The following is a 25,774-nucleotide window of genomic DNA, read 5'->3' on the forward strand; positions in this document are numbered from 1 at the left end:
CTTCTCTTTCAGGCGTGCGCGAACTTACTCGGCAGTGCCTTCTTCGGCAGCGCCGTTTGCAGCTTCTTCACGGATGCGCGGCAGGTGGATGCTGGCAACCGGCAGATCGCTGCCGTGGGCCAGGGACACCAGCTCGACGCCAGCCGGGACGTTCAGGTCGCTCAGGTGCACGATCTGGTCCAGCTCGACCTTGGCCATGTCGACTTCGATGAATTCCGGCAGGTCTTTCGGCAGGCAGGAGACTTCGACTTCGTTGATGGTGTGCAGGATCTCGCCACCCTGTTGCTTCACGCCCACGGAGGTTTCCTGGTTCATGAAGTGCAGGGGCACGTGAGCGGTCAGCTTCTGACCGGCGATGACGCGCAGGAAGTCGGCGTGCATGACGTAGCCCTTGGAGGGGTGACGCTGCAGGGCTTTGACCAGCACGCTTTCGTTGCTGCCATCAACCTTCAGGGTGATGACGCTGGCGAAGGCGGCTTCGCTTTCCAGCATCTTGGCCAGGTCTTTGCCGACCAGGGTGATGGACGTCGGAGCCTTGTCGCCACCGTAGATCACGGCGGGAACGTTACCGGCATTACGACGCAGGCGGCGGCTCGCACCTTTCCCCAGGTCGGAACGCACTTCGGCATTCAGAGTGAAATCAGACATTGTGAATCTCCAGGATAAGGAATCGGCAGACCGGGACTTGCGACCAGTTCCACGGCCCTACCGACTAAAAAGCCCCGGTAGACCGTCACGGCCTTCCGGGGCGCTTCCAGAGCGGCTGTTCCTTAACGGAACATCGCGCTGATGGATTCTTCGTTACTGATCCGGCGTACCGCCTCGGCCACCACCGGCGCGATGTCCAGTTGGCGGATACGGCTGCAGGCCTGAGCCGCGGCGGACAGCGGAATGGTGTTGGTCACCACCAGCTCGTCCAGCACGGAGTTGTCGATGTTCTCGATGGCGCGACCCGACAGCACCGGGTGGGTGCAGTAGGCCAGGACCTTGGCGGCGCCGTGTTCCTTCAGCGCCTTGGCCGCGTGGCACAGGGTGCCGGCGGTATCGACCATGTCGTCGACCAGCACGCAGGTGCGGTCCTGGATGTCACCGATGATGTGCATCACTTCCGACTGGTTGGCCTTGGGCCGGCGCTTGTCGATGATCGCCAGGTCCACACCCAGGCTCTTGGCCACGGCACGCGCACGCACCACGCCGCCGATGTCCGGGGAGACAATCATCAGATTTTCGAAACGCTGGTCTTCGATGTCATCCACCAGGGCGGGGGAGCCGTAGATGTTGTCCACGGGAATATCGAAGAAGCCTTGGATCTGGTCGGCGTGCAGGTCGACGGTGAGCACGCGATTGATGCCCACCACGGTCAGCATGTCGGCCACGACCTTGGCGCTGATGGCGACCCGCGCGGAACGCGGACGGCGATCCTGGCGCGCATAGCCGAAATAGGGGATGACTGCGGTGATACGAGTCGCCGAGGAGCGGCGGAAGGCATCGGCCATCACCACCAGTTCCATCAGGTTGTCGTTGGTCGGCTCGCAGGTAGGCTGGATGATGAAGACATCCTTGCCCCGTACGTTCTCGTTGATTTCGACGCTGATCTCGCCATCGGAGAATTTTCCGACGGAGACGTCACCGAGAGGGATGTGCAGCTGGCGCACGATGCGCCGTGCCAGATCGGGGTTGGCGTTCCCCGTGAAGACCATCATCTTGGACACGCTGCAGTTCCTGCGGCTTGAGGTGGGTCTTGGAAGGAAAATGGCAGGGGCGGCTGGATTCGAACCAACGCATGGCAGGATCAAAACCTGCTGCCTTACCGCTTGGCGACGCCCCTGTATCTTGCAGAGTACTAGCTGTACTCATTCTCTGGTCAGGCTTGCCAGCGCCCGGTGCAACATGGAAGTGTTGCTGCCTTTGGCTACGAAGCCTGGAAGTGATGCTGGTAGCTGGCTAGCTACTGTATCAGCTTCGGTCTTATTTGGAAAGCTTCCAAATATGCAACCTCCAGTGCCGGTTAATCTAGCTGAAACAAATTTGTTTAGCAAGATCAAAGCGTTACGAATTTCTGGGTAACGCCTTTCGACCGTACTCTGGCAGTCGTTTCGACCTGACCACTTGAGAACGGCGCAAACTTTAATGGCGGGAGTGTCCCGTGTCAACAGTGGATCTGAAAAAATTTCTGCTGTACTTACAGAGACTTGCGGCACCGCTACGAGATACCAGGGTTCCGGCGGCGCGACGGGGGTGAGCTTTTCCCCCACGCCCTCGGCGAAGGCGGCCTGGCCGCGGACGAATACCGGCACGTCGGCGCCCAGGCGCAGCCCCAGTGCCGCCAGGTCGTCGAGGCTGGCGCCCAGGCCCCAGAGATGATTCAGGCCGAGCAGGGTGGTGGCAGCATCCGAGCTGCCGCCACCGATGCCCCCACCCATGGGCAAGCGCTTGGTCAGCCAGAGGTCGGCGCCTTGCTGGGTACCGCTTTCCTGCTGCAGCAGCCGGGCGGCGCGCAGGATGAGATTCTGTTCGGGGGCGACGCCCGGCAGTCCATCGCGCAGGTGTAGTTCGCCATCATCGCGCCCGGCGAAGCCCAGGTCGTCGCCCCAGTCGAGAAACTGAAACAGTGTCTGCAGTTCGTGATAGCCGTCCGGACGGCGACCAAGAATGTGCAGGAACAGATTGAGCTTGGCCGGCGCCGGCAGGGTGAAAGCGGGCGCCAGGGTCATTTGCCCAGCTCGCGCGGCTGCCAGGTCTTCACCACCAGGATGACTTCCAGGTCCTTGCCGGTGAGCTTGAGGCGCTCGGGCAGGGTGTAGCCGCTCTGCTCGGTGTAGCGGGTGTACTCGACGGTCCAGCCGTCCTGCACCAGACGTGCCAGGTGGCTGTCGGCGTCCAGGGTCAGCTGGCTGCGACTGTCCGGCGCCGGCAGGCCACGCACCCACCAGAGCAGGTGCGAGACCGGCAGGCGCCAGCCGAGTTGCTGTTCCAGCAGGGCTTCGGGCGAATCGGCCTGATAGCTGCCCTGGCCGGAGACGTCGAGGGTGACGGCGCCCGGACGCCCGGTGAGGCGAGTGGCGCCACGGCCCAGGGGGCCGGCCAGGCGGATATCGTAGTAGTCCTGGCGCTGCAGCCAAAACAGGGTGCCGCTGCCGGAGTCGCGCGGGGCGCGGATGCCGACCTTGCCGTCGATCTGCCAGCCGTCGAGGGCGGCGATACGTTTCTTGTGAGCTTGCCATTGGGCGGCGTTGCCCTGGCCTTCCACGGCCTCCTGGCGAGAGGTGCTAGCGCAACCGGCCAGCAGGGCGAGCAACAACAGGGTGACGAAGGTACGGACGCGGATCATCGGAGGGTTTCGCTTCCAGTCAGGCGTTTGAGGGTACTGCGCAGGATGGCGTCGTCGGCGTCGGCGTCGAGGCCCACGCGCCAGACCTTGCGCGCTTCGCTGCGCTTGCCCTGGGCCCAGAGCACCTCGCCCAGGTGGGCCGCCACTTCGGCATCGGGGAAGCGCTCGTAGGCCTGGCGCAGATAGCGCTCGGCGTCGGCCAGCTGGCCCTGGCGATAGCGGATCCAGCCCATGCTGTCGAGGATGGCCGGATCGTCCGGGCTCAACTGGTGGGCCTTGTCGATCAGCTGGCGCGCCTCGGCCAGCCGCGGCGTGCGATCGGCCAGGGTGTAGCCGAGGGCGTTGAGCGCCATGGCGTTGTCGGGGTCGTGGGCGATGATGTAGCGCAGATCGCTTTCCAGCTGCCCGAGGTCGCCGCGCTTTTCCGCCAGCATGGAGCGGACATAGAGCAGGTTGAGGTCGTTGGGATACTGCTGCAGGGCCTGCTGCACGGTCTGGTCGGCGAGGGCGGTCTGGTCGGCACTGGCCAGGCCTTCGACTTCCAGCAGATAGAGCGGCACGGCGTATTCGCTCTGGCGCTTGCGCGCCTCGGCCAGGCGTTGACGGGCCTCGGCGATGCGGCCGCTGCCGAGCAGGATTTCCGCCTGACGCTGTTGGGCGGCCAGGTAGTCGGTGCCCGGGCCGACCTGGGCGTATTCGGCCAGCGCCTGTTCGGGCTGGTCGAGTTCTTCGTAGCTGCGGCCCAGGTTGAGGTGCGCGGCGTCCACGTGGCTGCCGCGGTCGATCAGTTCTTTCAGATAGATCTGGGCTTCGCGCCAGGCCTGGGCTTCCAGGCAGACCAGCGCCAGCGAGAATCTCAGGTCATCGTCGTCCGGGAACTGAGTGACCAGTTCGGCGAATTCGCGCTTGGCCTGGTCCAGGCGATCCAGCTCCACCAGCAGCCGGGCATGGGCCAGGCGCAGGCGGCGGTCTTCCGGATGCTGACGGATGCCGGCTTCGAGCAGCGGCAGGGCCTCGGCGCTGCGGTCCTGGCTCTGCAGCAGGCGCGCGCGCAGGAGCAGGGGCGCGACTTCGCGCTTGGCCGCCGGATTGCGCTCCAGCAATTTCAGCGCCTCGTCGGCGCGGCCGTCCTGTTGCAGCAGCAGAGCCTTGCCGAACAGCAACTGACCGTTGTGCGGATACTTGGCCAGCAGCCGGTCGAAGCTCTTGAGCAGGCCGGCGCGGGTGGTCTCGTCGGTTTCCGCCGCCGAGAGGGCGAGGAAGTCGAAATGGGTGTCGCCCTGGCCCTGGAGCACGCGCTCCATGTAGACCATGGATTCGTCATAGCGACCGGCGCGGGCCAGCATGATGGCGGCGGCACGCTGGGCATCCAGGTTGTCGGGGGCGTTGCGCGCCCAGATCTGCGCGGTTTCCAGCGCCGGGGTATCGGCGCCCAGGTACTCGGCGATGCGGAAGGCCCGCTCGGCGACCCCCGGGTCCTGGGTCGACTTGGCCTGCTCGACATAGTTGGTCAGGGCGATGTCGAATCGGTTGCGCTGGCCGGCCAGCTCGCCGACCAGCAGGTCATAGAGGGTGTCCTCGCGAAAGGAGCCGGCCGGTTGCGGCGTGCTGGTCTTGGCGGTGGGCGGCGGGATGGCGGCAGCGGGCGTCGGCTGACGGCCGAGGTTCTGGCAGCCGGCGAGCAGCAGGGCGGTCGTCAGCAGCGCAAGGTATCTGGTCATAGGGTCGGGGCGGCCTTTTTACAGTCGGTCCATCATGCCACAAGAGTCGCCGTGGCCGCGTTGCGCATGCGCAGCGGCCGGCCGAGAAGTGCGGTGGTCGAGGCTGTTGACGCCTTTTGCCCGGCAAGATTCATTCGCTCAGGCTATGACGGCGATTGTCCGACGTCTCGTCGCTGCTGGTTGTCGCCACCGCCCGCGCGTAGGACAATGTTCGGCTTTCCCAATCCGTTCGACTGCTTGCGTCCATGGCCTTTCTCGCGCTCGGCATCAATCACAAGACCGCCTCGGTTGAGGTGCGCGAACGCGTGGCTTTCACTCCGGAGCAGACGGTCGAGGCCCTGCGCCAGCTGGAGCAGGCCACCCACAGTCGCGAAGCGGCGATTCTGTCCACCTGCAATCGCAGCGAACTCTACCTGGAGCTGGAGCCCAGTCTGGCGGAAGCCGTGCTGGCCTGGCTCGCCCAGTACCACCGGGTGCCCCTGGAGGACCTGCGCGCCAGCATCTATCTGCACCAGGACGAAGCCGCGGTCCGCCACATGATGCGGGTGGCCGCGGGGCTGGATTCCATGGTGCTGGGCGAGCCGCAGATCCTCGGCCAGCTCAAGTCGGCCTATGCCGTGGCGCGTGAGGCCGGCACCGTCGGTCCGCTGCTGGGCCGGCTGTTCCAGGCCACCTTCAATACCGCCAAGGCGGTGCGCACCGACACGGCGATCGGTGAGAACCCGGTGTCGGTGGCCTTTGCCGCGGTCAGCCTGGCCAAGCAGATCTTCAGCGACCTCAGCCGCAGCCAGGCGCTGCTGATCGGCGCCGGCGAGACCATCACCCTGGTCGCCCGCCATCTGCACGAGCAGGGCGTGCGGCGCATCGTCGTCGCCAACCGCACCCTGGAGCGCGCCAGTCACCTGGCGGAAGAATTCGGCGCCCATACCGTGCTGCTGGCCGACATTCCCGACGAACTGGTCAACAGCGACATCGTCATCAGCTCCACCGCCAGCCAGTTGCCGATCCTCGGCAAGGGCGCGGTGGAGCGGGCGCTCAAGCAGCGTCGCCACAAGCCCATCTTCATGGTCGACATCGCCGTGCCGCGCGACATCGAGCCGGAGGTGAGCGAGCTGGAAGACGTCTACCTCTATACGGTGGACGACCTGCACGAGGTGGTGGCGGAAAATCTCAAGAGTCGCCAGGGCGCCGCCCAGGCCGCCGAAAAGCTGGTGCTGGCCGGGGTCGAGGACTTCATGCAGCGGCTGCGCGAGCGTGCCGCGGTGGACGTGGTCCGCGCCTATCGCCAGCAGGGCGAGCAGATCCGCGACGACGAACTGGCCCGCGCCCAGCGCCAGCTGGCCAACGGCGCCGATCCCCAGGAAGCCCTGGCGGCCCTGGCGCGCAGCCTCACCAACAAGCTGATGCACGCACCGAGCGTACAGCTCAAGAAACTATCCGCCGAGGGGCGCATCGATGCGCTGACCCTGGCTCAGGAACTCTTCGCCCTCGACGAGGGTTTGGACAAGACATGAAGACCTCTCTGTTGCACAAGCTCGACGGTCTGCAGGACCGCTTCGAGGAGCTGACCGCGCTGTTGGGCGACGCCGAAGTCATCAGCGACCAGACCCAGTTCCGCGCCTATTCCAAGGAATACGCCGAACTCGAGCCGGTCAGCCAAGCGTTCACCGAGTACCGCAAGGTGCAGGCCGATCTGGAGGGTGCCCAGGCGCTGCTCAAGGACAGCGATCCCGACCTGCGCGAGATGGCCGAGGAAGAGGTCGCCAGTGCCAAGGCGCGGTTGCAGGAGCTGGAGGACGAGCTGCAGCGCATGATGCTGCCGCGCGATCCCAACGACGGCCGCAACGTCTTCCTGGAAATCCGCGCCGGTACCGGTGGCGACGAGGCGGCGATCTTCGCCGGCGACCTGTTCCGCATGTATTCGCGCTATGCCGAACGCCAGGGCTGGCGCCTCGAGGTGCTCTCGGAGAACGAGGGCGAGCACGGCGGCTTCAAGGAGGTCATCGCCCGGGTCGAAGGCGACAACGTCTACGCCAAGCTCAAGTTCGAATCTGGTGCGCACCGGGTGCAGCGGGTCCCGGAGACCGAGTCCCAGGGCCGCATCCACACCTCGGCCTGTACCGTGGCGGTGCTGCCCGAGCCTGACGAGCAGCAGGCCATCGAGATCAATCCGGCCGATCTGCGCGTCGACACCTATCGCTCCTCGGGCGCGGGCGGCCAGCACGTCAACAAGACCGACTCCGCGGTGCGCATCACCCACCTGCCCACCGGCATCGTGGTGGAGTGCCAGGAAGAGCGCTCCCAGCACAAGAACCGCGCCAAGGCCATGGCCTGGCTGTCGGCCAAGCTCAACGACCAGCAGGACGCGGCGGCGCACAAGGAGATGTCCGACACTCGCCGGCTGCTGGTGGGTTCGGGTGATCGCTCCGAGCGCATCCGCACCTACAATTTTCCCCAGGGCCGGGTGACCGATCACCGCATCAACCTGACCCTCTATTCCCTGGGCGAGGTGGTCAACGGCGACGTCCAGCAGATCATCGACCCGCTGCTGCAGGAATACCAGGCTGACCAGCTGGCAGCGCTGGGAGACTGAAGCATGGCCACCATTGGCGCCCTGTTGCGCGAAAGCCAGTTGCCGGATTCGCCCAGCGCTCGTCTCGACGTGGAACTGCTGCTGGCCGCCGCTCTGGACAAGCCGCGCAGCTACCTGCGCACCTGGCCGGAAAAACTGGTGCCACGCGAGGCCCTGGCACGTTTCCAGGCCGATCTCGAACGTCGCCGGCAAGGCGAGCCGGTGGCCTATATTCTTGGGCAGCAAGGCTTCTGGTCGCTTGACCTGGAAGTGAGCGCCGACACCCTGATCCCGCGGCCCGACACCGAGGTGCTGGTGGAAACCGCCCTGGCGCTGCCGCTGGCCGACGAGGTGCGAGTACTGGATCTGGGCACGGGTACCGGCGCCATCGCCCTGGCCCTGGCCCATGAACGGCCACGCTGGCAGGTCAGCGGCGTGGATCGCATCCCGGCGGCGGTGGCGCTGGCCCAGCGCAATGCCCAGCGCCTGCGCCTGGGCAACGTCACCTTTCAGCCCAGTCACTGGTTCGCCGCCCTCGCCGGGCAGCGCTTCGAGCTGATCGTCAGCAATCCCCCCTATATCGCCGGCAGCGATCGCCATCTCGACGAGGGCGATGTGCGTTTCGAGCCACGCAGCGCCCTGGTGGCCGGGGCCGATGGCCTGGACGACATCCGCGAGCTGATCGGGGCGGCGCCCGCGCACCTGCAGCCGGGGGGCTGGCTGTGGCTGGAACACGGCTTCGACCAGGCCGCCGCGGTGCGCGAACTGCTGGTCCGCCAGGGTTTCGCCGAGGTCGAGAGTCGCCAGGACCTGGGCGGTCACGCGCGTATCAGTGGAGGCCGCTGGCCATGCTGAGCGACGGCGAACTGCTGCGCTACAGCCGGCAGATCCTGCTGGCCCAGGTGGATATCGCTGGCCAGCTGCGGCTGAAGGACGCCAAGGTGCTCATCGTCGGCCTCGGTGGGCTGGGTTCGCCGGTGGCGCTCTATCTGGCCGCGGCCGGCGTCGGCGAATTGCACCTGGCCGATTTCGACCAGGTCGACCTGAGCAATCTGCAGCGCCAGGTGCTGCATGACGAGAGTCGCATCGGCCAAGGCAAGGTGGATTCCGCCCTGCAACGGCTGGCGGCGCTCAATCCCGAGGTACGCCTGGTGCCGTGGCGCGAGGCGCTGGACGCCGACAGCCTGGCGGCGCGCGTCGCCGCGGTGGATCTGGTGCTGGACTGCTCGGACAACTTCACCACCCGGGCGGCGGTGAATGCCGCCTGCGTGGCCCAGGGGCGGCCGCTGGTGAGTGGCGCCGCCATTCGCCTGGAGGGCCAGCTCAGCGTCTTCGATCCGCGCCGCGCCGACAGTCCCTGCTACCACTGCCTCTATGGCGAGGGCAGCGAGGCCGAACTCAGTTGCAGCGAAGCCGGGGTGCTGGGTCCGGTGGTGGGCCTGGTGGGCAGTCTGCAGGCGCTGGAAGCGCTCAAGCTCCTGGCCGGTTTCGGCGAGCCGCTGGTGGGTCGGCTGCTGCTGGTGGATGCGGCAGGCAGCCGCTTCCGTGAATTGCGGGTCAAGCGCGATCCGGGTTGCCCGGTGTGCGGCGCCCGCCATGGCTGACGAGGCGCCGATCGGGGTCTTCGACTCAGGCGTCGGCGGCTTGTCGGTGCTGGCCGAGATACGGCAGCTGTTGCCGGCGGAAACCCTGCATTACGTCGCCGACTGCGGCCATATCCCCTATGGCGAAAAAACCCCTGCCTTCATCCGCGAGCGCTGCCAGCTGATCGCGGCGCGGCTGCACGCCCAGGGCGCAAAGGCGCTGGTGGTGGCCTGCAACACCGCCACCGTGGCGGCGGTCGCTGATCTGCGCGAACGCTATCCCCAGTGGCCCATCGTCGGCATGGAGCCGGCGGTTAAGCCGGCGGCCGCGGCTACCCGCAATGGCCGGGTCGGGGTGCTGGCCACCACCGGTACCTTGCAGAGCGCCAAGTTCGCCGCCTTGCTGGACCGCTTCGCCCTGGGCGTCCAGGTGCTGACCCAGCCCTGTCCGGGGCTGGTGGAGCAGGTCGAGCGCGGCGATCTGCACGGCCCCGAGACCCGGCGTCTGCTGCAGGGCTTTCTCGAACCGCTGTTGGCGGCGGAGTGCGACACCTTGATCCTGGGCTGCACCCATTATCCCTTCCTGCGGCCCCTGCTGGCCGAGCTGGTGCCGCCGGAAGTCATCCTGGTGGATACCGGCGCCGCCGTGGCGCGGCGCTTGCAAAGTCTGCTGGCGGTGGCTGGACGCCTGGCCAGCGGGCCGGCCGGCCCGACGCGCATCTGGACGTCTGGCCCACCCACCGAGCTAAGCGCGGTGCTGCCGCAGCTCTGGCCGGCAGGGGCCGAGGTAAAGGCGTTCGTCTGACTTTCTGCCCGGGTTTCGCTCGCCAAACGGTCGTCCAGCGACTAGCATCCGACCCTGTAGGTAAAAATGTCCAAGGCTGTGAACACCTTCACGTCTTGATGGTCAATGCTGGCAGTTCGTAAAAACTAGAAACATCCATAAGGGCACTTTCATGAACAACAAATTGCTTTCCCTTGCAGTGGCCGCCGCGCTTTCGCTGGGTGGCATGGCGTCGGCACAGGCTGTGGAAATCACCGGGGCAGTCGGAGCCACCAGCCAGAGCGGCATGACCTATCGCATTGGTGCCGGTTGGAATTGGGACAAGAGCTGGTGGCAGAGCTCTACCGGCCGCCTGACCGGTTACTGGGATGCGGGCTACACCTATTGGGAAGGCGACAACGGGCGCTCTTCCGATCAGCATTCGTTGTCCTTCGCCCCGGTATTCGTCTACGAATTCGGCCAGGGTCATGTGAAGCCCTTCGTCGAAGCCGGTATCGGCGTCGCGGTCTTCTCCAGCACCAAGGTTGGCGAGCAGGACCTAGGTTCGGCGTTCAACTTCGAAGACCGTATCGGCCTGGGCCTGAAGATCGGCGACACCCAGCGCGTCGGCATTCGCGCGACCCATTATTCCAACGCGGGCATCAAGCAGCCCAACGATGGCATCGAGTCCTATGCGCTGTTCTACAGCCACACTCTCTGATCCAGGGCTGATATGAAAAAAGCCGGATCTAGTCCGGCTTTTTCGTGTCCGTCTTGCGCGCCATGCCGCGGTAGGTGGCCAGCGCCCGCTGGCGACTTTCGCCCAGGTCCACCAGGGGGGTGAGGTAACGGCCCCCCGGGGTGTGCACGGCCTTGCCCTTGAGCTCGGCCAGTTCCGGTACCCAGGTGCGCACATAGTCGCCGCGGGCATCGATCTTGAGCGCCTGGGTGTGGGGATTGAACACCCGAAAATAGGGCACCGAGTCGGTACCGGTGGAGGCGCTCCACTGCCAGCCACCGTTGTTGGAAGCCAGGTCGCCATCGATGAGATGCTGCATGAACCAGCGCTCGCCTTCGCGCCAGTCGATCAGCAGGTTCTTGCAGAGGAACATGGCGGTCAGCATGCGCATGCGGTTGTGCATCCAGCCGGTCTGCAAGAGCTGGCGCATGGCGGCATCGATGAGGGGGATGCCGGTGCGCCCCTGTTGCCAGGCCGCCAGGCCCTCGGGGTCGTCGCGCCAGGGCAGGGCGGTCAGCGCCCGGTTGAACGGCTGGTGCCGCGATACCCAGGGATAGCCCACCAGCACGTGGCGATAGAATTCGCGCCAGAGCAACTCGGTGATCCAGGTGGCCGCGCCCTGCATACCGCCGCTGAGCAGGCCATCGTTGGCCCGAACCGCTGCCTGCAGGCATTGCCGCGGCGTCAGCACTCCCGCATTGAGATAGGCCGACAATTGGCTGGTACCGGGTTCTGAGGGGATGTCCCGCGCCTGGTGATAATCGCCCAGATCCTCCTGGATGAAGGCTTCCAGGCGCTGCAGCGCCGCCTCTTCGCCGGCCGGCCACAGCCGTTGCACCTCGAGCGAGGGGGTGACGAAGCCCTCGACCGAGCTGGGCGACTCGTCGGCCTGGAGCGGGCCCTTCCGCTGCTTGCCGGGGGCAGGCAGGGGCGCTGGCAGACCGGTTTCCAGGCGCGCCAGGCACGTCTTCTTGAATTGGCCGAAGACCTTGAAATAACCCCCGCTCTTGGTCAGTACCGTTCCCGGCGCGAACAGTGTCTGGTCCAGATAGCGATGGGCGGCCAGCCCTGCCGCATCGAAGGCCTCTGCCACGGCGTCATCCCGGGCGGCTTCGTTGACGCCGTATTCGTCGTTGAAGTGCAGGTGTTCGATGCCCAGTTCCCTGGCCAGGTCGAGCAACACCTGGGGTGCCTGCGCCCAGCGCTCGGCGTTGCGGATCAGCAAGGGAATGCCGAGGGACTTGAGCGTCTTGCCCAGGGCGGCGAGATTGCGCAGCCAGAAGTCGACCTTGACCGCGGCCTCGTCGTGCGCCTGCCACTGGGCAGGACTTAGCAGGAACACGGCCGTCACCGGCCCCTGCTCGGCGGCGGCGTGGAGAGCGGGGTGATCGAGGGTGCGCAGGTCGGTACGAAACCAGACAAGCTGACTCATGCATGCCGATCCTGACGCAGCAGTCCGGCACTCTGCAGGCGATCGAAGGCCTCGCCCGGACTACGCGCCGGGGCGGCGTCGGCGGTGAGGGATTCGCCCAGGGCACCCAGGGTCAGGCAGGGGCGGGCATGGCGATTGGCAAAGGTCTGCAGCTGGCGACGCAATTCACTGTCGGGACGGCTGTCACGGCAGAGGATCAGCGCCCGCGGGTCGAGCTGCTCGACCAGGCGATCGAGATTAGCCGCGGGAATCGACCATTCCACCACTTCGACGGGACAGTCCGTGGCGCTGATCAGCCAGGCGCAGAGCCACAGCGAGACATTCATCGGCGTCTCGTCGAGATTGAGCAGTACCAGCGGCGCACCGCGCAGGCTGTGCTGACTGTGGTAGATCCGCGCGCCCAGCTTGCTGCGCAGCCAGGACTGGAAAAACACCTGTTGCAGGCGACCGTCGTCGGTGGCCTGGCTGAGTCGCTCCAGTTCCCGCAGCAACGGCCACAGCAACTGATCCAGCAGCACCCGCGGCGGATAGAGGGAGGCGGCGCGGTTGTAGGCCTCGTCCAGGATGCGCGAGGCGAGCCGGCCAATGGCGTCCATCATCTCCTGGTGAATGCCCTGCCAGGGCGTATCGCTGGGCACCGCTGCCGGTCGTTGGTCGTCGAGCAGGCCCTTGACCTGGCTGACCGCCACACCGCGGGCGATCCAGGCGAGGATCTGCTGCACCCGAACCACATGGGCCTCGCTGTACAACCGGTGTCCCTTGGGGGTGCGCTTGGGGACCAGCAGGCCGTAACGCCGCTCCCAGGCCCTCAGGGTCACGGCGTTGACGCCGGTACGCCGGGCGATTTCCCGGATGGGCAGCCAGCCTTCGTGCAAGGCGGACTGATAATCCTGCTCCTCGCCATTCGACGGTGAGGGCAAGGGAATGACGCTAGATGGCATTTCGCAGACTCAGACGTTCAGGGTGCGGTTGGAGATAGGCCTGCTCGTTCACATAACGATCCGGATGCTGGCGGAAGTGGTGCTTGAGCAGCGTCAGGGGCACGACCAGGGGGACGATGCCCTCGTGGTACTGCTCGATCAGCTGCTGCATTTCCTGCTTCTCGCTGTCGCTCAGGACCCGGCGCAGATAACCGAAGAGATGATAGAGCACATTGCAGTGAGTACCACGGGTAGCGCACTTTTTCAGTGCAGCCATCAGGCCGCTGAAATACTCCTGACCCAGCTCGTCCAGATTGCGCTGACCGATGCTGCCGACCAACTGCCCAAGGGCCCGTGCACGATGGGCATCGTGGGCCATGAGCTGGTACTTGTAGCGCGAATGATAGGACAGCAGCGCCCGCGCCGTCAGACCCTGTTGCAGCAGTTGCTGCCAATGGGCATGGGCGAAAACCCGGGTGACGAAGTTTTCCCGCAGCACCGCATCGTTCAGCCGACCGGCCTCTTCGACCGGCAGGTCCGGGCGTAGACGCATGATGGCGGCGGCGAACAGACCGCGGCCGTCGGTTTCACTGCCTTGGCCATTGGCGTGATAGACCTTGACCCTTTCCATGCCGCAAGAGGGCGACTTCTGCATGAAGATGAAGCCGGATAGGTCGGCGAGCTCGCCCGCCATCTTTTCCCCGTAGGCGGTCAGGGCGGCGGTCACGTCCAGGCTGGGATTCAAGGTGCCGACGGCACGCGGCGCCTGGGAATCGCCCACCAGGCGGATGGGCTCGCGCGGCGTACCGAGGCCGATGGCCATCTCCGGGCAGACCCGGACGAAATCGAAATGCTCGGCGAAGGTCTGGCTGCAGAGCCGGGATTCCTTGTGTCCACCGTTGTAGCGGACTTCGTCACCCAGCAGGCAGGCACTGATGCCGAGGCGTGGACGGGGCAGGCTGGAAGAGGCGTTAGCAAGCATGGAGATCCCCTGTCGTGTATTTTCTTGTACAAGGATTTCTATTTTGTACAAGTTTGGTGCAACTTTCGACAGGGGGCTTCGGCAAAAGATTCGTCTCAGGTTACAGACGGTATGCGCTTCGTCGCTTAGTCCAGACTACCCAGGAGCTGCTGCGCGGCCTCATGACCACTCAACCAGGCACCTTCCACGCGTCCGCTGGAGCACCAGTCGCCACAGACGAAGACGCCCATGTCGGGATCGGCCAGGGCGCCCCATTGGTGGGGTTGCGCGGGTCGCGCATAGAGCCAGCGATGGGCCAGGGTAAAGCTCGGCGCCGGCAGCGGGCAGCCGATCAACTCGGCGAAGGCGCCATGCAGCCGTTCGATCACCTCTTCCTTGGAGGCGTCGAGATGCGCCTTGCTCCAAGCGCTGGTGGCGTGCAGTACCCAGGTGTCCAGGGTGGTGTCGCGTTCGGGCTTGCAGCGATTGCGCGCCAGCCAGTCCAGTTCGCTGTCCTGCACGAAGCAGCCTTCCACCGGGGTTTGCAGGGGCGTGGCGAAGGCCAGGGCCACCGACCAGGTCGGCTCCATGCTGACGCCGGCCACGGTGGCCGCCAGCTTGGGCACGCTGGAGAGCAGCGCCGTGGCCTGAGGCGCCGGCATGGCGATGACGACCTGGGCGAAAGGGCCGTGGGTCTCGCCGCTGGCGTCCAGCAGGTGCCAGTGCTGGGCCCCACGAAAGACGTCGGTGATACGGCAGTCGAAGGTGACCGGCAGGTCGCTCAGCAGATGGCGGGTGATGGCGCTCATGCGCGGTACCCCGACCCAGCGTGGCTGCTCGTCCTGGGACGGACTCAGGCGCCCGTCGCGATACTGGTAGAGCACCGGATTCCATTCGGCCGCGCAACCGGCCCGCCGCCATTCGTTGAGGGCGTCGATGAAGCGGCGATCGCGAGCGGTGAAATACTGGGCGCCCAGGTCCAGGGCCCCGGCTTCGCTTCTCTTGCTGGCCATGCGGCCGCCGCTGCCGCGGCTCTTGTCGAAGATCTGGACCTGCTGCCCGGCGCGAATCAGCGTCTGGGCTGCGGCAAGTCCGGCTATTCCTGCGCCAACGATGGCGATGGGGGCAGTCATGATGGACCTCGCTTGTCTGACGATTCGCCCTTGTCGAACGTTTGCGCGTGCAAGGGCTCTACGGCTACGACTGGCAACCGTTCTGGATCTTTCGACCCACGACCATACCAAACAATCCTCTTCCCTTCGTTCAGATGCATCCGGGCGGCAGGGCAATACGAGAAGGAAGTGACGACATGCATATCCTGCTGACAGGTGGCACCGGATTGATCGGCCGTGCGCTGTGCCGCCAATGGGCGGCCGCTGGGCACCAACTCACCGTGCTCAGCCGCGACCCGTCACGGGTGGCGCGTGAGTGCGGACCCGGCGTGCGCGGCATCGCTCAATTGGAGGCGCTGGGCGACGAGCACCTGGATGCAGTGGTCAATCTGGCCGGCGCGCCCATAGCCGACAAGCCCTGGACCCGCAGTCGCAAGGCCGAACTCTGGCAGAGCCGCATCGGCACCACCGAGCGGTTGATGGAGTGGCTGCGTGGGCGCAGCCAGAAGCCCGCGGTGCTGCTGTCGGGCTCGGCCACCGGCTTCTATGGCGACAGCGGCGAGAAGCCGGTGAGCGAAGCGGACAGCCTGGCCGGCGCCGACTTCGCCGGCGAGCTGTGCCTGGCCTGGGAGCAGATCGCCAACGAGGCCGAGCAACTGGGTATCCGCGTGGTCAACCTGCGCACCGGCCTGGTGCTGGCCGCCGACGACGGCTTCCTGCTGCGGTTGTTGCCGCCGTTCCGCTTCGGCCTGGGCGCGCGCCTGGGCAACGGACGCCAATGGATGCCCTGGATTCATTTACAGGATCAAATCGGGGCCATCGATTTTCTTCTCAACCGCAGCGACGCCCAGGGTCCTTATAATCTCTGTGCCCCCGAGCCAGTGCGCAACCGGGACTTCACCGAGGCGCTGGGACGGGCCTTGCGGCGCCCGGCGCGATTGCTGATTCCCGCCTTCGCCCTGCGCCTGATGGGAGAGCTGTCCATCCTCTTGCTGGGTGGTCAGCGCGCCCGGCCCGAGCGCCTGCTCGCTGCCGGCTATGTCTTTCGCTATCCCGAGCTGGATGCGGCCCTGGCCGACCTGCTCGCCGCCAAGGATTCACGATGACTACCAACGCTCTGCTGCTCGCCAACCTGGGTTCGCCCGATTCGCCCCACGTCCCCGACGTGAAGCGCTATCTGAACCAGTTCCTGATGGATCCCTATGTGGTCGATCTGCCCTGGCCACTGCGTCGGCTGCTGGTGTCGCTGGTGCTGATCAAGCGGCCCGCCGCCTCGGCCGAGGCCTATGAGTCGATCTGGTGGGACGATGGCTCACCGCTGATCGTGCTCAGCCGCCGGCTGCAGGAGGCCGTGCGGCCCCTCTGGCGCCATGGTCCGGTGGAGTTGTGCATGAGATACGGCGAGCCCTCGGTGGAGTCGGTGCTCAAGCGCCTGGCCAGCCAGGGCATCCGCGAGGTGACCTATGCGCCGCTCTATCCGCAATTCGCCGACAGCACCACCACCACCGCCATCGTCGAGGCGCGGCGGGTGATCGAGGCCCACCAGCTGCCGCTGACGCTGAAGATCCTGCCGCCCTTCTACGACCGCCCGGAATACCAGGCGGCACTAGCGGCCAGCGTCGAGCCCTATCTCGAGGAGCCCTACGACCACCTGCTGCTGTCCTTCCACGGCCTGCCCGAGCGGCACATCCGCAAGCTGGTCAAGGATCGCAGCCACGACCTGCGCGCGCCGGACAGCAGCAAGGTCACCGCCAAGGCGCTGGCCGTCTGCTACCGCAGCCAGTGCCAGCGCACCGCCGAGCTGGTGGCCCGGCGCCTGGGCATTCCTGATGGCAAGTGGTCGGTGTCCTTCCAGTCACGGCTGGGCAAGGACAAGTGGATCGAGCCCTACACCGAGGCGCGGCTGGACGAGCTGGCCAAGGCCGGCGTCAAGCGCCTGCTGGTGATGTGCCCGGCCTTTGTCGCCGACTGCATCGAGACGCTGGAAGAGATCGGCGATCGCGGGCGCGAGCAGTTCATCGAAGCCGGTGGCCGGGAGCTGGTGCTGATTCCCTGCGTCAACGACAACCCGGCCTGGGCGCAGGCGCTGGTAGAACTGTGCGAAGAGGTGGCGGAGCTGCCGCCGCAGCCGATCGAGCAACCCCGGATGCCGGCCTAGGCCGGCATCCTGAGGCCACTCCCTAGAGCAGCGGACGCTCCGGGGGTTCGGCGTCCTTCTTCCAGGCGTTGTGCCCGGGCAGGACCAGGTTGAGGCCGATGGCGATCAGGCCGCAGAGAGAGATGCCCTTGAGGCCGATCTCGCCGTTGCCGAAGACGATGCCACCGATGCCGAACACCAGGGTCACCGAGACGATCACCAGGTTGCGCGCCTCGGACAGATCCACCTGGTGGCGGATCAGGATGTTCAGCCCCACCACCGCGATGGAGCCGAACAGCAGGCAGAGGATGCCGCCCATGACCGGCACCGGGATGGTCTGCAGCGCCGCGCCGAACTTGCCGACGAAGGCCAGCACCATGGCGAAGCCCGCCGCCCACAGCATGACCCGCGGATTGTGGTTCCTGGTCAGCATCACCGCGCCGGTCACCTCGGCGTAGGTGGTGTTGGGCGGTCCGCCGAACAGGCCGGCGGAGGAGGTGGCCAGGCCGTCACCCAGCAGGGTGCGGTGCAGACCGGGTTGCTTGAGGTAGTTCTTGCCGGTCACCCCGCCCACCGCGATTACCCCGCCGACATGCTCGATGGCCGGCGCCAGGGCCACCGGGACCATGAATAGGATGGCGCCCCAATGGAATTCCGGCGCGACGAAGGCCGGGATCGCCAGCCAGGGCGCAGCGCCGATGCCCTCGGTATGGACGATGCCGAAGACGAAGGCCAGCGCGTAGCCGACAAAGACTCCGGCGAGGATGGGCACCAGGCGGAACATGCCCTTGCCGTAGATGGCCACCAGCAGGGTGGTGACCAGCGCCGGCATGGAAATCATCATCGCCGTGGCATAGGGCACCAGCTGGGCGCTGCCGTCACCGGCCTTGCCCATGGCCATGTTGGCCGCCACCGGCGACAGGCCCAGGCCGATGGAGATGATCACCGGGGCGATCACCACCGGCGGCAGCAGGCGATCAATGAAGCCCACGCCACGCAGCTTCACCGCCAGCCCCAGGAAGGTGTAGACGAAGCCGGCCGCCACCACCCCGCCCAGTACCGCCGGCAAGCCGAATTCCGCCTTGGCGGCGATGATCGGGGCGATGAAGGCGAAGCTCGATGCCAGGAACACCGGTACCTGGCGGCCGGTGACCAGATGGAACAGTAGGGTGCCGAAGCCTGCGGTGAACAGGGCCACATTGGGGGCCATGCCGGTGATCAGCGGCATCAGCACCAGGGCGCCAAAGGCCACGAAGAGCATCTGGGCGCCCACCACGATCTCCCGCCAGAGCGGTTCCCGCGCGGTCACGCTCAGGCGTCCTTCTGCTTGGTGCCGAAGATCTTGTCACCGGCATCGCCCAGCCCCGGCAGGATGTAGCCGTGCTCGTTGAGGCGCTCGTCGATGGAGGCGGTGTAGAGGCGCACGTCCGGATGGGCTTCCTCGACCGCGGCGATGCCTTCGGGCGCCGCCACCAGCACCAGGGCGCGAATTTCCTTGGCCCCGGCCTTCTTCAGCAGGTCGATGGTGGCGATCATGGAGCCGCCGGTGGCCAGCATGGGATCGATGATCATGGCCATCCGCTGGTCCAGTTCACCCACCAGCTTTTCCAGGTAGGTGTGGGCCTGCAGGGTGGATTCGTTGCGGGCGAGGCCGACCACGCTGACCCGGGCGCTGGGGATCAGGCTGAGCACGCCGTCGAGCATGCCGATGCCGGCGCGCAGGATGGGCACCACGGTGACCTTCTTGCCGGAGATCTTTTCCACCTTGACGGTGCCGCACCAGCCCTCGATGTCCACCTCTTCCACCGGCAGGTCCTTGGTCGCCTCGTAGGTGAGCAGGGCACCGACTTCCTGGGCCAGTTCGCGAAAGTTCTTGGTGCTGATGTCGGCGCGCCGCATCAGGCCGAGCTTGTGACGGATGAGCGGATGGCGGATTTCGTGAACGGGCATGGGATTCTCCAGAGACGGTAGGGCAGCGGATCGAGGACGGTTTCGGTACGACCGGCGGCCCGAAGGCCTGCCGCAGGAAGGGCAGGCGCACAAAAAAACCGCGGTACATTAAAGCATCCGACCCGAGGTGGGCAGTACCCTGCGACAATAGTAGCCGCCTGGCGGCGCTTGAGATCGGTCCGCGGTGTCTGTACCTTTGCCGCCTTTTATCCGCGCCAACCATCAGGCCGGCGCCCCGTCCCCCCCGGAGAAGCCCCATGTCCGCCGATCTCGCCCACATCCGCCAGGTCATGCAGGAAGCCGATTGCCTGTATGACGAAGCCCAGGTCGAAGCGGCCATCGACCGGCTCGCCGCATCCATCACCGCCGATCTCGCCGAGCGTAATCCGGTGGTCTTCTGCGTCATGAACGGCGGCTTGATCCTGACCGGCAAGCTGGCCACCCGGCTGAATTTCCCGCTGGAGATGTCCTATCTGCACGCTACCCGCTATCGCAACGAGACCACCGGCGGCGAGCTGTTCTGGAAGGCCAAGCCCGAGGTGTCCTTCATCGATCGCGACGTGCTGATCGTCGACGACATCTTCGACGAGGGCCACACCCTCAAGGCCATCATCGACTTCTGCCGCCACGCCGGTGCTCGCGAGGTCCATACCGCCGTGTTGATCGACAAGACCCACGACCGCAAGGTCAAGGGCCTGGAGGCCACCTACGTCGGCCTGCCCTGCATCGATCGCTACATCTTCGGCTACGGCATGGACTACAAGGGCTACTGGCGCAACGCACCCGGCATCTATGCCGTAAAGGGGCTGTGACCGCGCGGCTGTTCGATCAGGCGTTGTTCGCCGACCTGCTCCGGCAGGCGGCGGCCAGCCCGCGACGGCGCGCCCATCACAACCTGCACAGCATGGATGAGCCCTGCCATCGCCTGGTGGTGGGGATGTGCGAAGACAGCTACATACCGCCCCACCGCCATCTGGATCCGCGTAAGGCCGAGAGTCTGCTGGTGCTGCAGGGCCGGCTGGGGCTGCTGACCTTCAGCGACGAGGGGCAGGTGCTGGTGCGCCGCGAATTGTCCCAGCGCGCCGGTTGCCCGGGCGTCGATCTCGCCCCCGGGCACTACCATGCGCTGGTGGCCCTGGACGGCGACTGCCTGTTCTTCGAATGCAAGGCCGGGCCCTTCGTGCCGCTGGGCGAGGGTGAACGACCGGCCTGGGCCCCGCTGGAGGGTGCACCCGACGCCAAGCGCTATCGCAGCTGGATGCGCGCTCAATTCGATTGAACTTTCGACCAGGGTCGCGGTATCACCACGGTTTGTCACTGGCGGGCAGGCGAGGGGCAGGGTTAGAATCGGTCCTCCTTTTCTCCAAAGAATCCCCCAGCACAGGTAGCCAAAGGATGCGCAAGGATAAAAAGCAGGTCATCGGTGAAGCGATCAACGACGAGCAGATCAGGCTGTTCCTCGATGTCGAACCGGCGGACGATACCCCCGCGTCTCTGCACAAGCTGGTCAAGGCCTATCGCGGCCTGCGTCCGGACGATTTCGAGCGCTTCGTCGGCTTCTTCGTCGAGGCCGGCTACGACCTGGATGCCCGCAACGACCAGGGCGAGGACTTCATCGAACTGATCCGCAGCCATCGTCAGGCCGAGCCCTATATCGACGCCCTGCGCGCCGCCCACGCCTGATTCGGTTGATAAGTGCCTGCGCTCGGTTATGCTGCGTTAAAAACCGGCTCGGAATGCTCATTTACCCTGTGTAAACTCCGCTTCCTCGCCGATTTTTGCCTTGCCTGACCTTCGCTCGGCGACTTCTCAAGCAAGCCTAAAAAAGAAACCCCGCCATGGCGGGGTTTCTTTTTGCCTGGTGAACGAGCCGCCTGAGCGGCCCGTCGGCCATCAGGCGTCGCGGTTGCGGGTCAGCAGCGCGGGCTTCTCGCTGCGCGGCCGGCTTGGCATCTCTTCCAGCTGCTCCAGGGTCGGCAGGCGATCGGCACGCGACGGCTTGTGCACGATCTTCGGCTGCGGCTTGTTCGACGCCCGCTCTTCCGTAGCATAGGCGCGTGGCTCGCTGGGCGCGGCTTCATAGGGCCGGGCGGCGCGGGGCTGGCCGTTCTGACCACGCCGCTTGCCGGGCTGCTGCTGTTGCTGGCTGCGCGGACCGCGGGCAGCGCCCTGGCCTTGACCCTGACGGAGCTGGCCCTGGCCGCCGGTCGTGGCGGCGCGCGGCGCGTTGCCGCCGTTGCCACTGCGCGGACCCTTGCGGCCCTTGCCCTGGTAGGGACTCACGTAGTCGACGCTGTTGCCGAAGTTGTCGTAGGCGTCATCCAGAAATTCTTCCGGATCACGATTGCGCGGCTGCTGCACAACGGCCTGGCCGGGTTGCGCATTGGCCTGACCGGCGTCATCGCGATCGCGGCGGTCGCGACGATTGCGGGAACGACCCTTGCGCTCGCCCTGGGGCTGGGCGCCGGACTGCTCGCCACTGGCCGCCTTGCCCTGGTTCTGGCCCTGGCCCTGATTCTGGCCTTTGCCTTCGCTGCGCGCCGGCTTGTCGGCCTTCTTCTGGCGATTCTGCTGCGGCTTGCCACGGGGTTCGCGCGGGGCGCGCACTTCCGGCTGCTCGGGCGGCACGGACTGCGGATCGAAGCCCTGCATGTCGCCATCCGGAATGCTCTGCTTGGTCAGGCGCTCGATGGCCTTGAGTAGCTTTTCTTCGTCCGGCGCCACCAGCGAGATGGCTTCGCCACTGCGACCGGCCCGGCCGGTACGGCCGATGCGGTGCACATAGTCTTCCTCGACATTGGGCAGCTCGAAGTTGACCACGTGGGGCAACTGGTCGATGTCCAGGCCGCGGGCGGCGATGTCGGTGGCGACGAGGACGCGAACCTCGTTGCTCTTGAAGTCGGCCAGGGCCTTGGTGCGGGCATTCTGGCTCTTGTTGCCATGGATCGGCGCGGCCGGCAGGCCATGCTTGTTCAGGTACTCGGCCAGGCGGTTGGCGCCGTGCTTGGTGCGAGTGAACACCAGCACCTGTTCCCAGGCACCCAGGGTGATCAGGTGGGCGAGCAGGGCGCGCTTCTGGTTGGCCGGAATGCGGAACAGCCGCTGTTCGATGCGCTCGACGGTGGTGTTCGGCGGGGTGACCTCGATCCGCTCGGGATCCTGCAGCAACTTGCCGGCGAGGTCGGTGATGTCCTTGGAGAAGGTGGCCGAGAACAGCAGATTCTGGCGCTGCGCCGGCAGGCGGGCCAGGACCTTCTTCACGTCATGGATGAAACCCATGTCGAGCATGCGGTCGGCTTCGTCCAGCACCAACACCTCGACGGCGGACAGATCGACGCTCTGCTGGCCGGCGAGGTCCAGCAGCCGACCCGGGCAGGCGACGAGGACATCGACACCCTTGGCCAGGGCGGTGACCTGCGGCTTGAGGCCGACGCCACCGAAGACGCAGGCGCTGCGCATGGGCAGGTCGCGGGCATAGACCTTGAAACTGTCGTGCACCTGAGCCGCCAGTTCGCGGGTCGGGGTGAGCACCAGTACCCGGGGCTGCTTGGCCACATAGTGGTGACCGTCGGGATGACCGTTGGGAAACAGGCGCTCGAGCACCGGCAGCGCGAAGCCACCGGTCTTGCCGGTGCCGGTCTGGGCAGCCACCATCAGATCGCGACCCTGCAGGACGGCCGGAATGGCGCGTTGCTGAACAGGCGTGGGATTCGTGTAGCCAGCGTCTTCCACGGCGCGGGCAAGGGCCTCGGAGAGACCGAGGGAAATGAAGGACATGCGGGGTTCCTGTCTCTGTCGGCGTCCCGCCGACGTGGGGGCGCGGTTGCGCTGCCGGTTGACGTCCGAAAGGTTTCGGACGTCTCGCCCACCCTCATCATCCTGCGCTGGATGAAGAGTCGGGCGATGACCGGTAGCGGTAATCACGATTGGGCGAAGTCGCCGCCAGTTCGCCTGGCCGACTTCAAAAACCGAGGTTTCGCCAGATGGCGATACACGGCTCCGCTTGGTTCAGGGTGTAGAAGTGCACACCGGGTGCCCCGCCTTCGAGCAGTCGCTCGCAGAGGGCGGTCATGACTTCTTCGCCAAAGGCCTGGATGCTCTGGGTATCGTCACCGTAGGCTTCCAGTTGCTTCCGCAGCCAGCGTGGCAGTTCAGCGCCACAGGCATCGGAGAAGCGTGCCAACTTGCTGTAGTTGGTAATCGGCATGATGCCAGGGATCACCGGGGCTTCGACTCCCAGTTTGCGGACACGTTCCACAAAATGGAAGTAGCAGTCGGCGTTGAAGAAGTACTGGGTGACCGCGCGGTCAGCACCGGCCTCCATCTTGTACACGAAATTGCGCACGTCGTCCGTAAAGCTGCGCGCCTGCGGATGGGTTTCCGGATAGGCGGCGACTTCGATATGGAAGTGATCGCCGGTCTCCTCGCGGATGAAGGCGACCAGATCGCTGGCATAGCGCAATTCGCCACCGCCGGACAGGCCCATGCCGGACGGCAGGTCGCCGCGCAGGGCGACGATGCGGTTGATGCCGGCTTCCTGGTACTGCTGCAGCAACTCGCGCAGCTTGGCCTTGCTGTCGCCGACGCAGGACAGGTGCGGCGCGGTCGGTACCCCGACCTCGTCGTTGAGCTGGCGCACGGTGCGATAGGTGCCGTCGCGGGTGGAACCGCCGGCGCCGTAGGTGCAGGAAAAGAACTCCGGCCCGTGGCCCGCCAGCTGCCGCGCCGTGGCGATCAGCTTCTCGTGGCCCGCTTCGGTCTTGCAGGGAAAGAATTCGAAACTCAGACTGGGTTTCACGGCGTCTCTCTCGTGAGCAGCCTCCCGCTCCGGGGAGCGGGAGGCTTGGCCATCAGTAACGGTAGCTGTCGGGCTTGAAGGGGCCTTCCTGGGTCACGCCGATGTACTTGGCCTGAGCCTCGGTCAGGCGGGTCACCACGCCACCGAAGCCCTTGACCATTTCCAGCGCCACCTCTTCGTCGAGCTTCTTGGGCAGGACCATGACGGTGACGTTGGCGGTCTTCTCGGCGACCGGCAGGTCGGCGAACTTCTCCTGGTACAGGTGGATCTGCGCCAGCACCTGGTTGGCGAAGGAACCGTCCATGATGCGGCTGGGATGGCCGGTGGCATTGCCCAGGTTCACCAGACGGCCTTCGGCCAGCAGGATCAGGTAGTCGTCGTTGGTCGGATCGACGGTCAGGCCGGTGCGGTGGATCTTGTGCACCTGCGGCTTCACCTCTTCCCAGCCCCAGTGCTGGCGCATGAAGGCGGTGTCGATCTCGTTGTCGAAATGACCGATGTTGCACACCAGGGCACGCTTCTTCAGTGCCTTGAGCATGTTGGCGTCACAGACGTTGACGTTGCCGGTGGTGGTGACGATCAGGTCGATCTTGCCCAGCAGGGCGCGATCCACGGAGGCTTCGGTGCCGTCGTTCAGGCCGTCGACATAGGGCGAGACCAGCTCGTAGCCGTCCATGCAGGCCTGCATGGCGCAGATCGGGTCAACTTCCGAGACCTTGACGATCATGCCTTCCTGACGCAGCGAGGCAGCCGAACCCTTGCCCACGTCGCCGTAGCCGATCACCAGCGCCTGCTTGCCGGACAGCAGGTGGTCGGTGGCACGCTTGATGGCGTCGTTGAGGCTGTGGCGGCAGCCGTACTTGTTGTCGTTCTTGCTCTTGGTGACCGAGTCGTTGACGTTGATCGCCGGGACCTTGAGGGAGCCGTCCTTGAGCATGTCCAGCAGGCGGTGCACGCCGGTGGTGGTCTCTTCGGTGATGCCGTGCACGCGTTCCAGCACCTGGGGGTACTTGTCGTGCAGGATCTGGGTCAGGTCACCGCCGTCGTCCAGCACCATGTTGGCGTCCCAGGGCTGGCCATCCTTGAGGATGGTCTGCTCGATGCACCACTCGTATTCGGCTTCGGTCTCGCCCTTCCAGGCGAACACCGGGATGCCGGCGGCGGCGATGGCGGCGGCGGCCTGGTCCTGGGTGGAGAAGATGTTGCAGCTGGACCAGCGCACTTCGGCGCCCAGGGCCACCAGGGTCTCGATGAGCACGGCGGTCTGGATGGTCATGTGGATGCAGCCGAGGATCTTGGCGCCGGCCAGGGGTTGTTCACCGGCGTACTTGCGCCGCAGACCCATCAGGGCGGGCATTTCCGATTCGGCGATGATGACTTCGCGACGACCCCAGTCGGCCAGGGAGATGTCGGCGACCTTGAAATCGTTGAAAGCGGCAGGCGTGAGGACAGCGCTCATTGAAGAGTCTCCATTCGTTAGGTGCGAATGGGCGCCGTTGATGCGTTCTGATAACGCTCCGCTCGAGCCTGACAACGTCTGGCGTCATGCCCGCCGAGGGTCCGCGCCAGCGGCGGGTCGGCTAGGATGGGATAACGCAGCGTGCTGCAGCGCCCCTCGAACGGAAGGCGGAGCGGCCTGGTGGCCGCGATGCGCGGGCAGTATAACGAGGATCGCGATAAACCCAAAGGGTGGCGCTCTGCCTCAGGTCCGGCGGAATCTACCGCGCGCACCCCGATCTGATGCTCAAACCCCCC

At 65.9% G+C, this 25,774-nt stretch carries 25 protein-coding genes, 1 tRNA gene and 1 riboswitch; of the genes, 11 read left to right on the plus strand and 15 right to left on the minus strand.

Annotated elements, in window-relative coordinates:
* Positions 1 to 24 precede the first annotated feature (24 nt).
* From V6W80_RS02755 to V6W80_RS02780, 6 genes are all read right to left on the minus strand, one after another.
* Complete coding sequence (locus V6W80_RS02755; protein WP_338545795.1) at positions 25 to 648, minus strand: 50S ribosomal protein L25/general stress protein Ctc; 624 nt, start codon at positions 646 to 648, stop codon at positions 25 to 27.
* A 122-nt stretch (positions 649 to 770) separates the two neighbouring features.
* A complete protein-coding gene (locus V6W80_RS02760) occupies positions 771 to 1,712 on the minus strand; it encodes a ribose-phosphate pyrophosphokinase (protein WP_017641089.1) in 942 nt (313 codons plus the stop codon).
* A 41-nt stretch (positions 1,713 to 1,753) separates the two neighbouring features.
* Positions 1,754 to 1,828: transfer RNA gene (locus V6W80_RS02765), tRNA-Gln, on the minus strand.
* A 25-nt stretch (positions 1,829 to 1,853) separates the two neighbouring features.
* A complete protein-coding gene (gene ispE, locus V6W80_RS02770) occupies positions 1,854 to 2,714 on the minus strand; it encodes a 4-(cytidine 5'-diphospho)-2-C-methyl-D-erythritol kinase (RefSeq protein ID WP_430707781.1) in 861 nt (286 codons plus the stop codon).
* The gene (gene lolB / locus V6W80_RS02775; protein WP_064309306.1) at positions 2,711 to 3,331 is read right to left on the minus strand and encodes a lipoprotein insertase outer membrane protein LolB; all 621 of its coding nucleotides are present in this window, start codon (positions 3,329 to 3,331) and stop codon (positions 2,711 to 2,713) included. The genes ispE and lolB overlap by 4 nt, the downstream gene beginning before the upstream one ends.
* On the minus strand, positions 3,328 to 5,052 hold the full coding sequence (locus V6W80_RS02780; protein ID WP_338545796.1) for a tetratricopeptide repeat protein: 1,725 nt from the start codon (positions 5,050 to 5,052) through the stop codon (positions 3,328 to 3,330). The genes lolB and V6W80_RS02780 overlap by 4 nt, the downstream gene beginning before the upstream one ends.
* A 245-nt stretch (positions 5,053 to 5,297) precedes the next feature.
* Between V6W80_RS02780 and hemA the strand changes: the two genes are divergently transcribed.
* The 6 genes from hemA to V6W80_RS02810 all read left to right on the plus strand — a co-directional run bounded on the left by hemA (position 5,298) and on the right by V6W80_RS02810 (position 10,691).
* Entirely contained in the window at positions 5,298 to 6,566 is a 1,269-nt protein-coding gene (gene hemA, locus V6W80_RS02785) for a glutamyl-tRNA reductase (RefSeq protein WP_017641085.1), read from the plus strand.
* Positions 6,563 to 7,645: a peptide chain release factor 1 gene (gene prfA, locus V6W80_RS02790; RefSeq protein WP_017641084.1), complete on the plus strand. Its 1,083-nt coding sequence runs from the start codon at positions 6,563 to 6,565 to the stop codon at positions 7,643 to 7,645. The genes hemA and prfA overlap by 4 nt, the downstream gene beginning before the upstream one ends.
* Before the next feature lie 3 nt (positions 7,646 to 7,648).
* Positions 7,649 to 8,479 (plus strand): peptide chain release factor N(5)-glutamine methyltransferase, encoded by an 831-nt coding sequence (gene prmC / locus V6W80_RS02795; RefSeq protein ID WP_017641083.1) that lies wholly within the window; start codon positions 7,649 to 7,651, stop codon positions 8,477 to 8,479.
* Positions 8,473 to 9,228, plus strand: coding sequence for a molybdopterin-synthase adenylyltransferase MoeB (locus V6W80_RS02800; protein WP_338545797.1), 756 nt, complete (start codon positions 8,473 to 8,475; stop codon positions 9,226 to 9,228). Before prmC ends, V6W80_RS02800 begins: the two co-directional genes overlap by 7 nt.
* The gene (murI, locus tag V6W80_RS02805) at positions 9,221 to 10,012 is read left to right on the plus strand and encodes a glutamate racemase (protein WP_160924125.1); all 792 of its coding nucleotides are present in this window, start codon (positions 9,221 to 9,223) and stop codon (positions 10,010 to 10,012) included. Before V6W80_RS02800 ends, murI begins: the two co-directional genes overlap by 8 nt.
* 151 nt (positions 10,013 to 10,163) lie before the next feature.
* Entirely contained in the window at positions 10,164 to 10,691 is a 528-nt protein-coding gene (locus V6W80_RS02810; protein WP_017641080.1) for an acyloxyacyl hydrolase, read from the plus strand.
* A gap of 28 nt (positions 10,692 to 10,719) precedes the next feature.
* Here the strand turns inward: V6W80_RS02810 and V6W80_RS02815 are convergent, their stop codons facing one another.
* The 4 genes from V6W80_RS02815 to V6W80_RS02830 all read right to left on the minus strand — a co-directional run bounded on the left by V6W80_RS02815 (position 10,720) and on the right by V6W80_RS02830 (position 15,155).
* The gene (locus tag V6W80_RS02815; RefSeq protein WP_338545798.1) at positions 10,720 to 12,141 is read right to left on the minus strand and encodes a cryptochrome/photolyase family protein; all 1,422 of its coding nucleotides are present in this window, start codon (positions 12,139 to 12,141) and stop codon (positions 10,720 to 10,722) included.
* Positions 12,138 to 13,061: a MerR family transcriptional regulator gene (locus V6W80_RS02820; RefSeq protein ID WP_064309298.1), complete on the minus strand. Its 924-nt coding sequence runs from the start codon at positions 13,059 to 13,061 to the stop codon at positions 12,138 to 12,140. The genes V6W80_RS02815 and V6W80_RS02820 overlap by 4 nt, the downstream gene beginning before the upstream one ends.
* A 10-nt stretch (positions 13,062 to 13,071) precedes the next feature.
* Positions 13,072 to 14,043, minus strand: coding sequence for a YbgA family protein (locus tag V6W80_RS02825; RefSeq protein ID WP_093254280.1), 972 nt, complete (start codon positions 14,041 to 14,043; stop codon positions 13,072 to 13,074).
* 125 nt (positions 14,044 to 14,168) lie between these two features.
* Complete coding sequence (locus V6W80_RS02830; RefSeq protein ID WP_338545799.1) at positions 14,169 to 15,155, minus strand: NAD(P)/FAD-dependent oxidoreductase; 987 nt, start codon at positions 15,153 to 15,155, stop codon at positions 14,169 to 14,171.
* Positions 15,156 to 15,331: 176 nt separating this feature from the next.
* Here V6W80_RS02830 and V6W80_RS02835 point away from each other — a divergent pair, with 176 nt between their 5' ends.
* Both V6W80_RS02835 and V6W80_RS02840 read left to right on the plus strand, forming a co-directional pair.
* Entirely contained in the window at positions 15,332 to 16,240 is a 909-nt protein-coding gene (locus V6W80_RS02835; protein WP_338545800.1) for a TIGR01777 family oxidoreductase, read from the plus strand.
* Positions 16,237 to 17,292 (plus strand): ferrochelatase, encoded by a 1,056-nt coding sequence (locus tag V6W80_RS02840; protein WP_338545801.1) that lies wholly within the window; start codon positions 16,237 to 16,239, stop codon positions 17,290 to 17,292. The genes V6W80_RS02835 and V6W80_RS02840 overlap by 4 nt, the downstream gene beginning before the upstream one ends.
* Before the next feature lie 22 nt (positions 17,293 to 17,314).
* On the opposite strand, the gene V6W80_RS02845 is transcribed toward V6W80_RS02840, so the two are convergent.
* Positions 17,315 to 18,532, minus strand: a complete 1,218-nt coding sequence (locus V6W80_RS02845; protein WP_338547337.1) for a uracil-xanthine permease family protein — start codon at positions 18,530 to 18,532, stop codon at positions 17,315 to 17,317.
* A 50-nt stretch (positions 18,533 to 18,582) separates the two neighbouring features.
* A complete protein-coding gene (upp, locus tag V6W80_RS02850) occupies positions 18,583 to 19,221 on the minus strand; it encodes a uracil phosphoribosyltransferase (protein ID WP_017641072.1) in 639 nt (212 codons plus the stop codon).
* Between the two features lie 257 nt (positions 19,222 to 19,478).
* Here upp and V6W80_RS02855 point away from each other — a divergent pair, with 257 nt between their 5' ends.
* The 3 genes from V6W80_RS02855 to V6W80_RS02865 all read left to right on the plus strand — a co-directional run bounded on the left by V6W80_RS02855 (position 19,479) and on the right by V6W80_RS02865 (position 20,904).
* Positions 19,479 to 20,033, plus strand: a complete 555-nt coding sequence (locus tag V6W80_RS02855) for a hypoxanthine-guanine phosphoribosyltransferase (protein WP_017641071.1) — start codon at positions 19,479 to 19,481, stop codon at positions 20,031 to 20,033.
* The gene (locus V6W80_RS02860; RefSeq protein ID WP_173150299.1) at positions 20,030 to 20,500 is read left to right on the plus strand and encodes a WbuC family cupin fold metalloprotein; all 471 of its coding nucleotides are present in this window, start codon (positions 20,030 to 20,032) and stop codon (positions 20,498 to 20,500) included. Before V6W80_RS02855 ends, V6W80_RS02860 begins: the two co-directional genes overlap by 4 nt.
* A gap of 116 nt (positions 20,501 to 20,616) precedes the next feature.
* Positions 20,617 to 20,904 (plus strand): PA4642 family protein, encoded by a 288-nt coding sequence (locus tag V6W80_RS02865; RefSeq protein ID WP_184291962.1) that lies wholly within the window; start codon positions 20,617 to 20,619, stop codon positions 20,902 to 20,904.
* Positions 20,905 to 21,114: 210 nt separating this feature from the next.
* Here the strand turns inward: V6W80_RS02865 and V6W80_RS02870 are convergent, their stop codons facing one another.
* The 3 genes from V6W80_RS02870 to ahcY all read right to left on the minus strand — a co-directional run bounded on the left by V6W80_RS02870 (position 21,115) and on the right by ahcY (position 25,478).
* The gene (locus V6W80_RS02870; protein ID WP_338545802.1) at positions 21,115 to 22,998 is read right to left on the minus strand and encodes a DEAD/DEAH box helicase; all 1,884 of its coding nucleotides are present in this window, start codon (positions 22,996 to 22,998) and stop codon (positions 21,115 to 21,117) included.
* A 184-nt stretch (positions 22,999 to 23,182) separates the two neighbouring features.
* Positions 23,183 to 24,019 (minus strand): methylenetetrahydrofolate reductase [NAD(P)H], encoded by an 837-nt coding sequence (metF, locus tag V6W80_RS02875; RefSeq protein WP_017641067.1) that lies wholly within the window; start codon positions 24,017 to 24,019, stop codon positions 23,183 to 23,185.
* A gap of 52 nt (positions 24,020 to 24,071) precedes the next feature.
* Positions 24,072 to 25,478: an adenosylhomocysteinase gene (gene ahcY / locus V6W80_RS02880; protein WP_017641066.1), complete on the minus strand. Its 1,407-nt coding sequence runs from the start codon at positions 25,476 to 25,478 to the stop codon at positions 24,072 to 24,074.
* Positions 25,479 to 25,500: 22 nt separating this feature from the next.
* A riboswitch (S-adenosyl-L-homocysteine riboswitch) is annotated at positions 25,501 to 25,642 on the minus strand.
* Positions 25,643 to 25,774 lie beyond the last annotated feature (132 nt).

This window comes from Pseudomonas benzopyrenica (assembly GCF_036884265.1).
Lineage (GTDB): Bacteria > Pseudomonadota > Gammaproteobacteria > Pseudomonadales > Pseudomonadaceae > Chryseomonas > Chryseomonas benzopyrenica.

What these genes read in the sequence shown, in the direction of transcription:
- V6W80_RS02830 (WP_338545799.1), bottom strand. Translation starts at nt 15,155, where the DNA reads ATGACTGCCCCCATCGCCATCGTTGGCGCAGGAATAGCCGGACTTGCC.
- V6W80_RS02825 (WP_093254280.1), bottom strand. Translation starts at nt 14,043, where the DNA reads ATGCTTGCTAACGCCTCTTCCAGCCTGCCCCGTCCACGCCTCGGCATC.
- V6W80_RS02865 (WP_184291962.1), top strand. Translation starts at nt 20,617, where the DNA reads ATGCGCAAGGATAAAAAGCAGGTCATCGGTGAAGCGATCAACGACGAG.
- V6W80_RS02870 (WP_338545802.1), bottom strand. Translation starts at nt 22,998, where the DNA reads ATGTCCTTCATTTCCCTCGGTCTCTCCGAGGCCCTTGCCCGCGCCGTG.
- V6W80_RS02800 (WP_338545797.1), top strand. Translation starts at nt 8,473, where the DNA reads ATGCTGAGCGACGGCGAACTGCTGCGCTACAGCCGGCAGATCCTGCTG.
- prfA (WP_017641084.1), top strand. Translation starts at nt 6,563, where the DNA reads ATGAAGACCTCTCTGTTGCACAAGCTCGACGGTCTGCAGGACCGCTTC.
- V6W80_RS02755 (WP_338545795.1), bottom strand. Translation starts at nt 648, where the DNA reads ATGTCTGATTTCACTCTGAATGCCGAAGTGCGTTCCGACCTGGGGAAA.
- lolB (WP_064309306.1), bottom strand. Translation starts at nt 3,331, where the DNA reads ATGATCCGCGTCCGTACCTTCGTCACCCTGTTGTTGCTCGCCCTGCTG.
- V6W80_RS02780 (WP_338545796.1), bottom strand. Translation starts at nt 5,052, where the DNA reads ATGACCAGATACCTTGCGCTGCTGACGACCGCCCTGCTGCTCGCCGGC.
- upp (WP_017641072.1), bottom strand. Translation starts at nt 19,221, where the DNA reads ATGCCCGTTCACGAAATCCGCCATCCGCTCATCCGTCACAAGCTCGGC.
- V6W80_RS02840 (WP_338545801.1), top strand. Translation starts at nt 16,237, where the DNA reads ATGACTACCAACGCTCTGCTGCTCGCCAACCTGGGTTCGCCCGATTCG.
- V6W80_RS02810 (WP_017641080.1), top strand. Translation starts at nt 10,164, where the DNA reads ATGAACAACAAATTGCTTTCCCTTGCAGTGGCCGCCGCGCTTTCGCTG.
- V6W80_RS02835 (WP_338545800.1), top strand. Translation starts at nt 15,332, where the DNA reads ATGCATATCCTGCTGACAGGTGGCACCGGATTGATCGGCCGTGCGCTG.
- ahcY (WP_017641066.1), bottom strand. Translation starts at nt 25,478, where the DNA reads ATGAGCGCTGTCCTCACGCCTGCCGCTTTCAACGATTTCAAGGTCGCC.
- V6W80_RS02815 (WP_338545798.1), bottom strand. Translation starts at nt 12,141, where the DNA reads ATGAGTCAGCTTGTCTGGTTTCGTACCGACCTGCGCACCCTCGATCAC.
- prmC (WP_017641083.1), top strand. Translation starts at nt 7,649, where the DNA reads ATGGCCACCATTGGCGCCCTGTTGCGCGAAAGCCAGTTGCCGGATTCG.
- ispE (WP_430707781.1), bottom strand. Translation starts at nt 2,714, where the DNA reads ATGACCCTGGCGCCCGCTTTCACCCTGCCGGCGCCGGCCAAGCTCAAT.
- V6W80_RS02855 (WP_017641071.1), top strand. Translation starts at nt 19,479, where the DNA reads ATGTCCGCCGATCTCGCCCACATCCGCCAGGTCATGCAGGAAGCCGAT.
- murI (WP_160924125.1), top strand. Translation starts at nt 9,221, where the DNA reads ATGGCTGACGAGGCGCCGATCGGGGTCTTCGACTCAGGCGTCGGCGGC.
- hemA (WP_017641085.1), top strand. Translation starts at nt 5,298, where the DNA reads ATGGCCTTTCTCGCGCTCGGCATCAATCACAAGACCGCCTCGGTTGAG.
- V6W80_RS02845 (WP_338547337.1), bottom strand. Translation starts at nt 18,532, where the DNA reads ATGCTCTTCGTGGCCTTTGGCGCCCTGGTGCTGATGCCGCTGATCACC.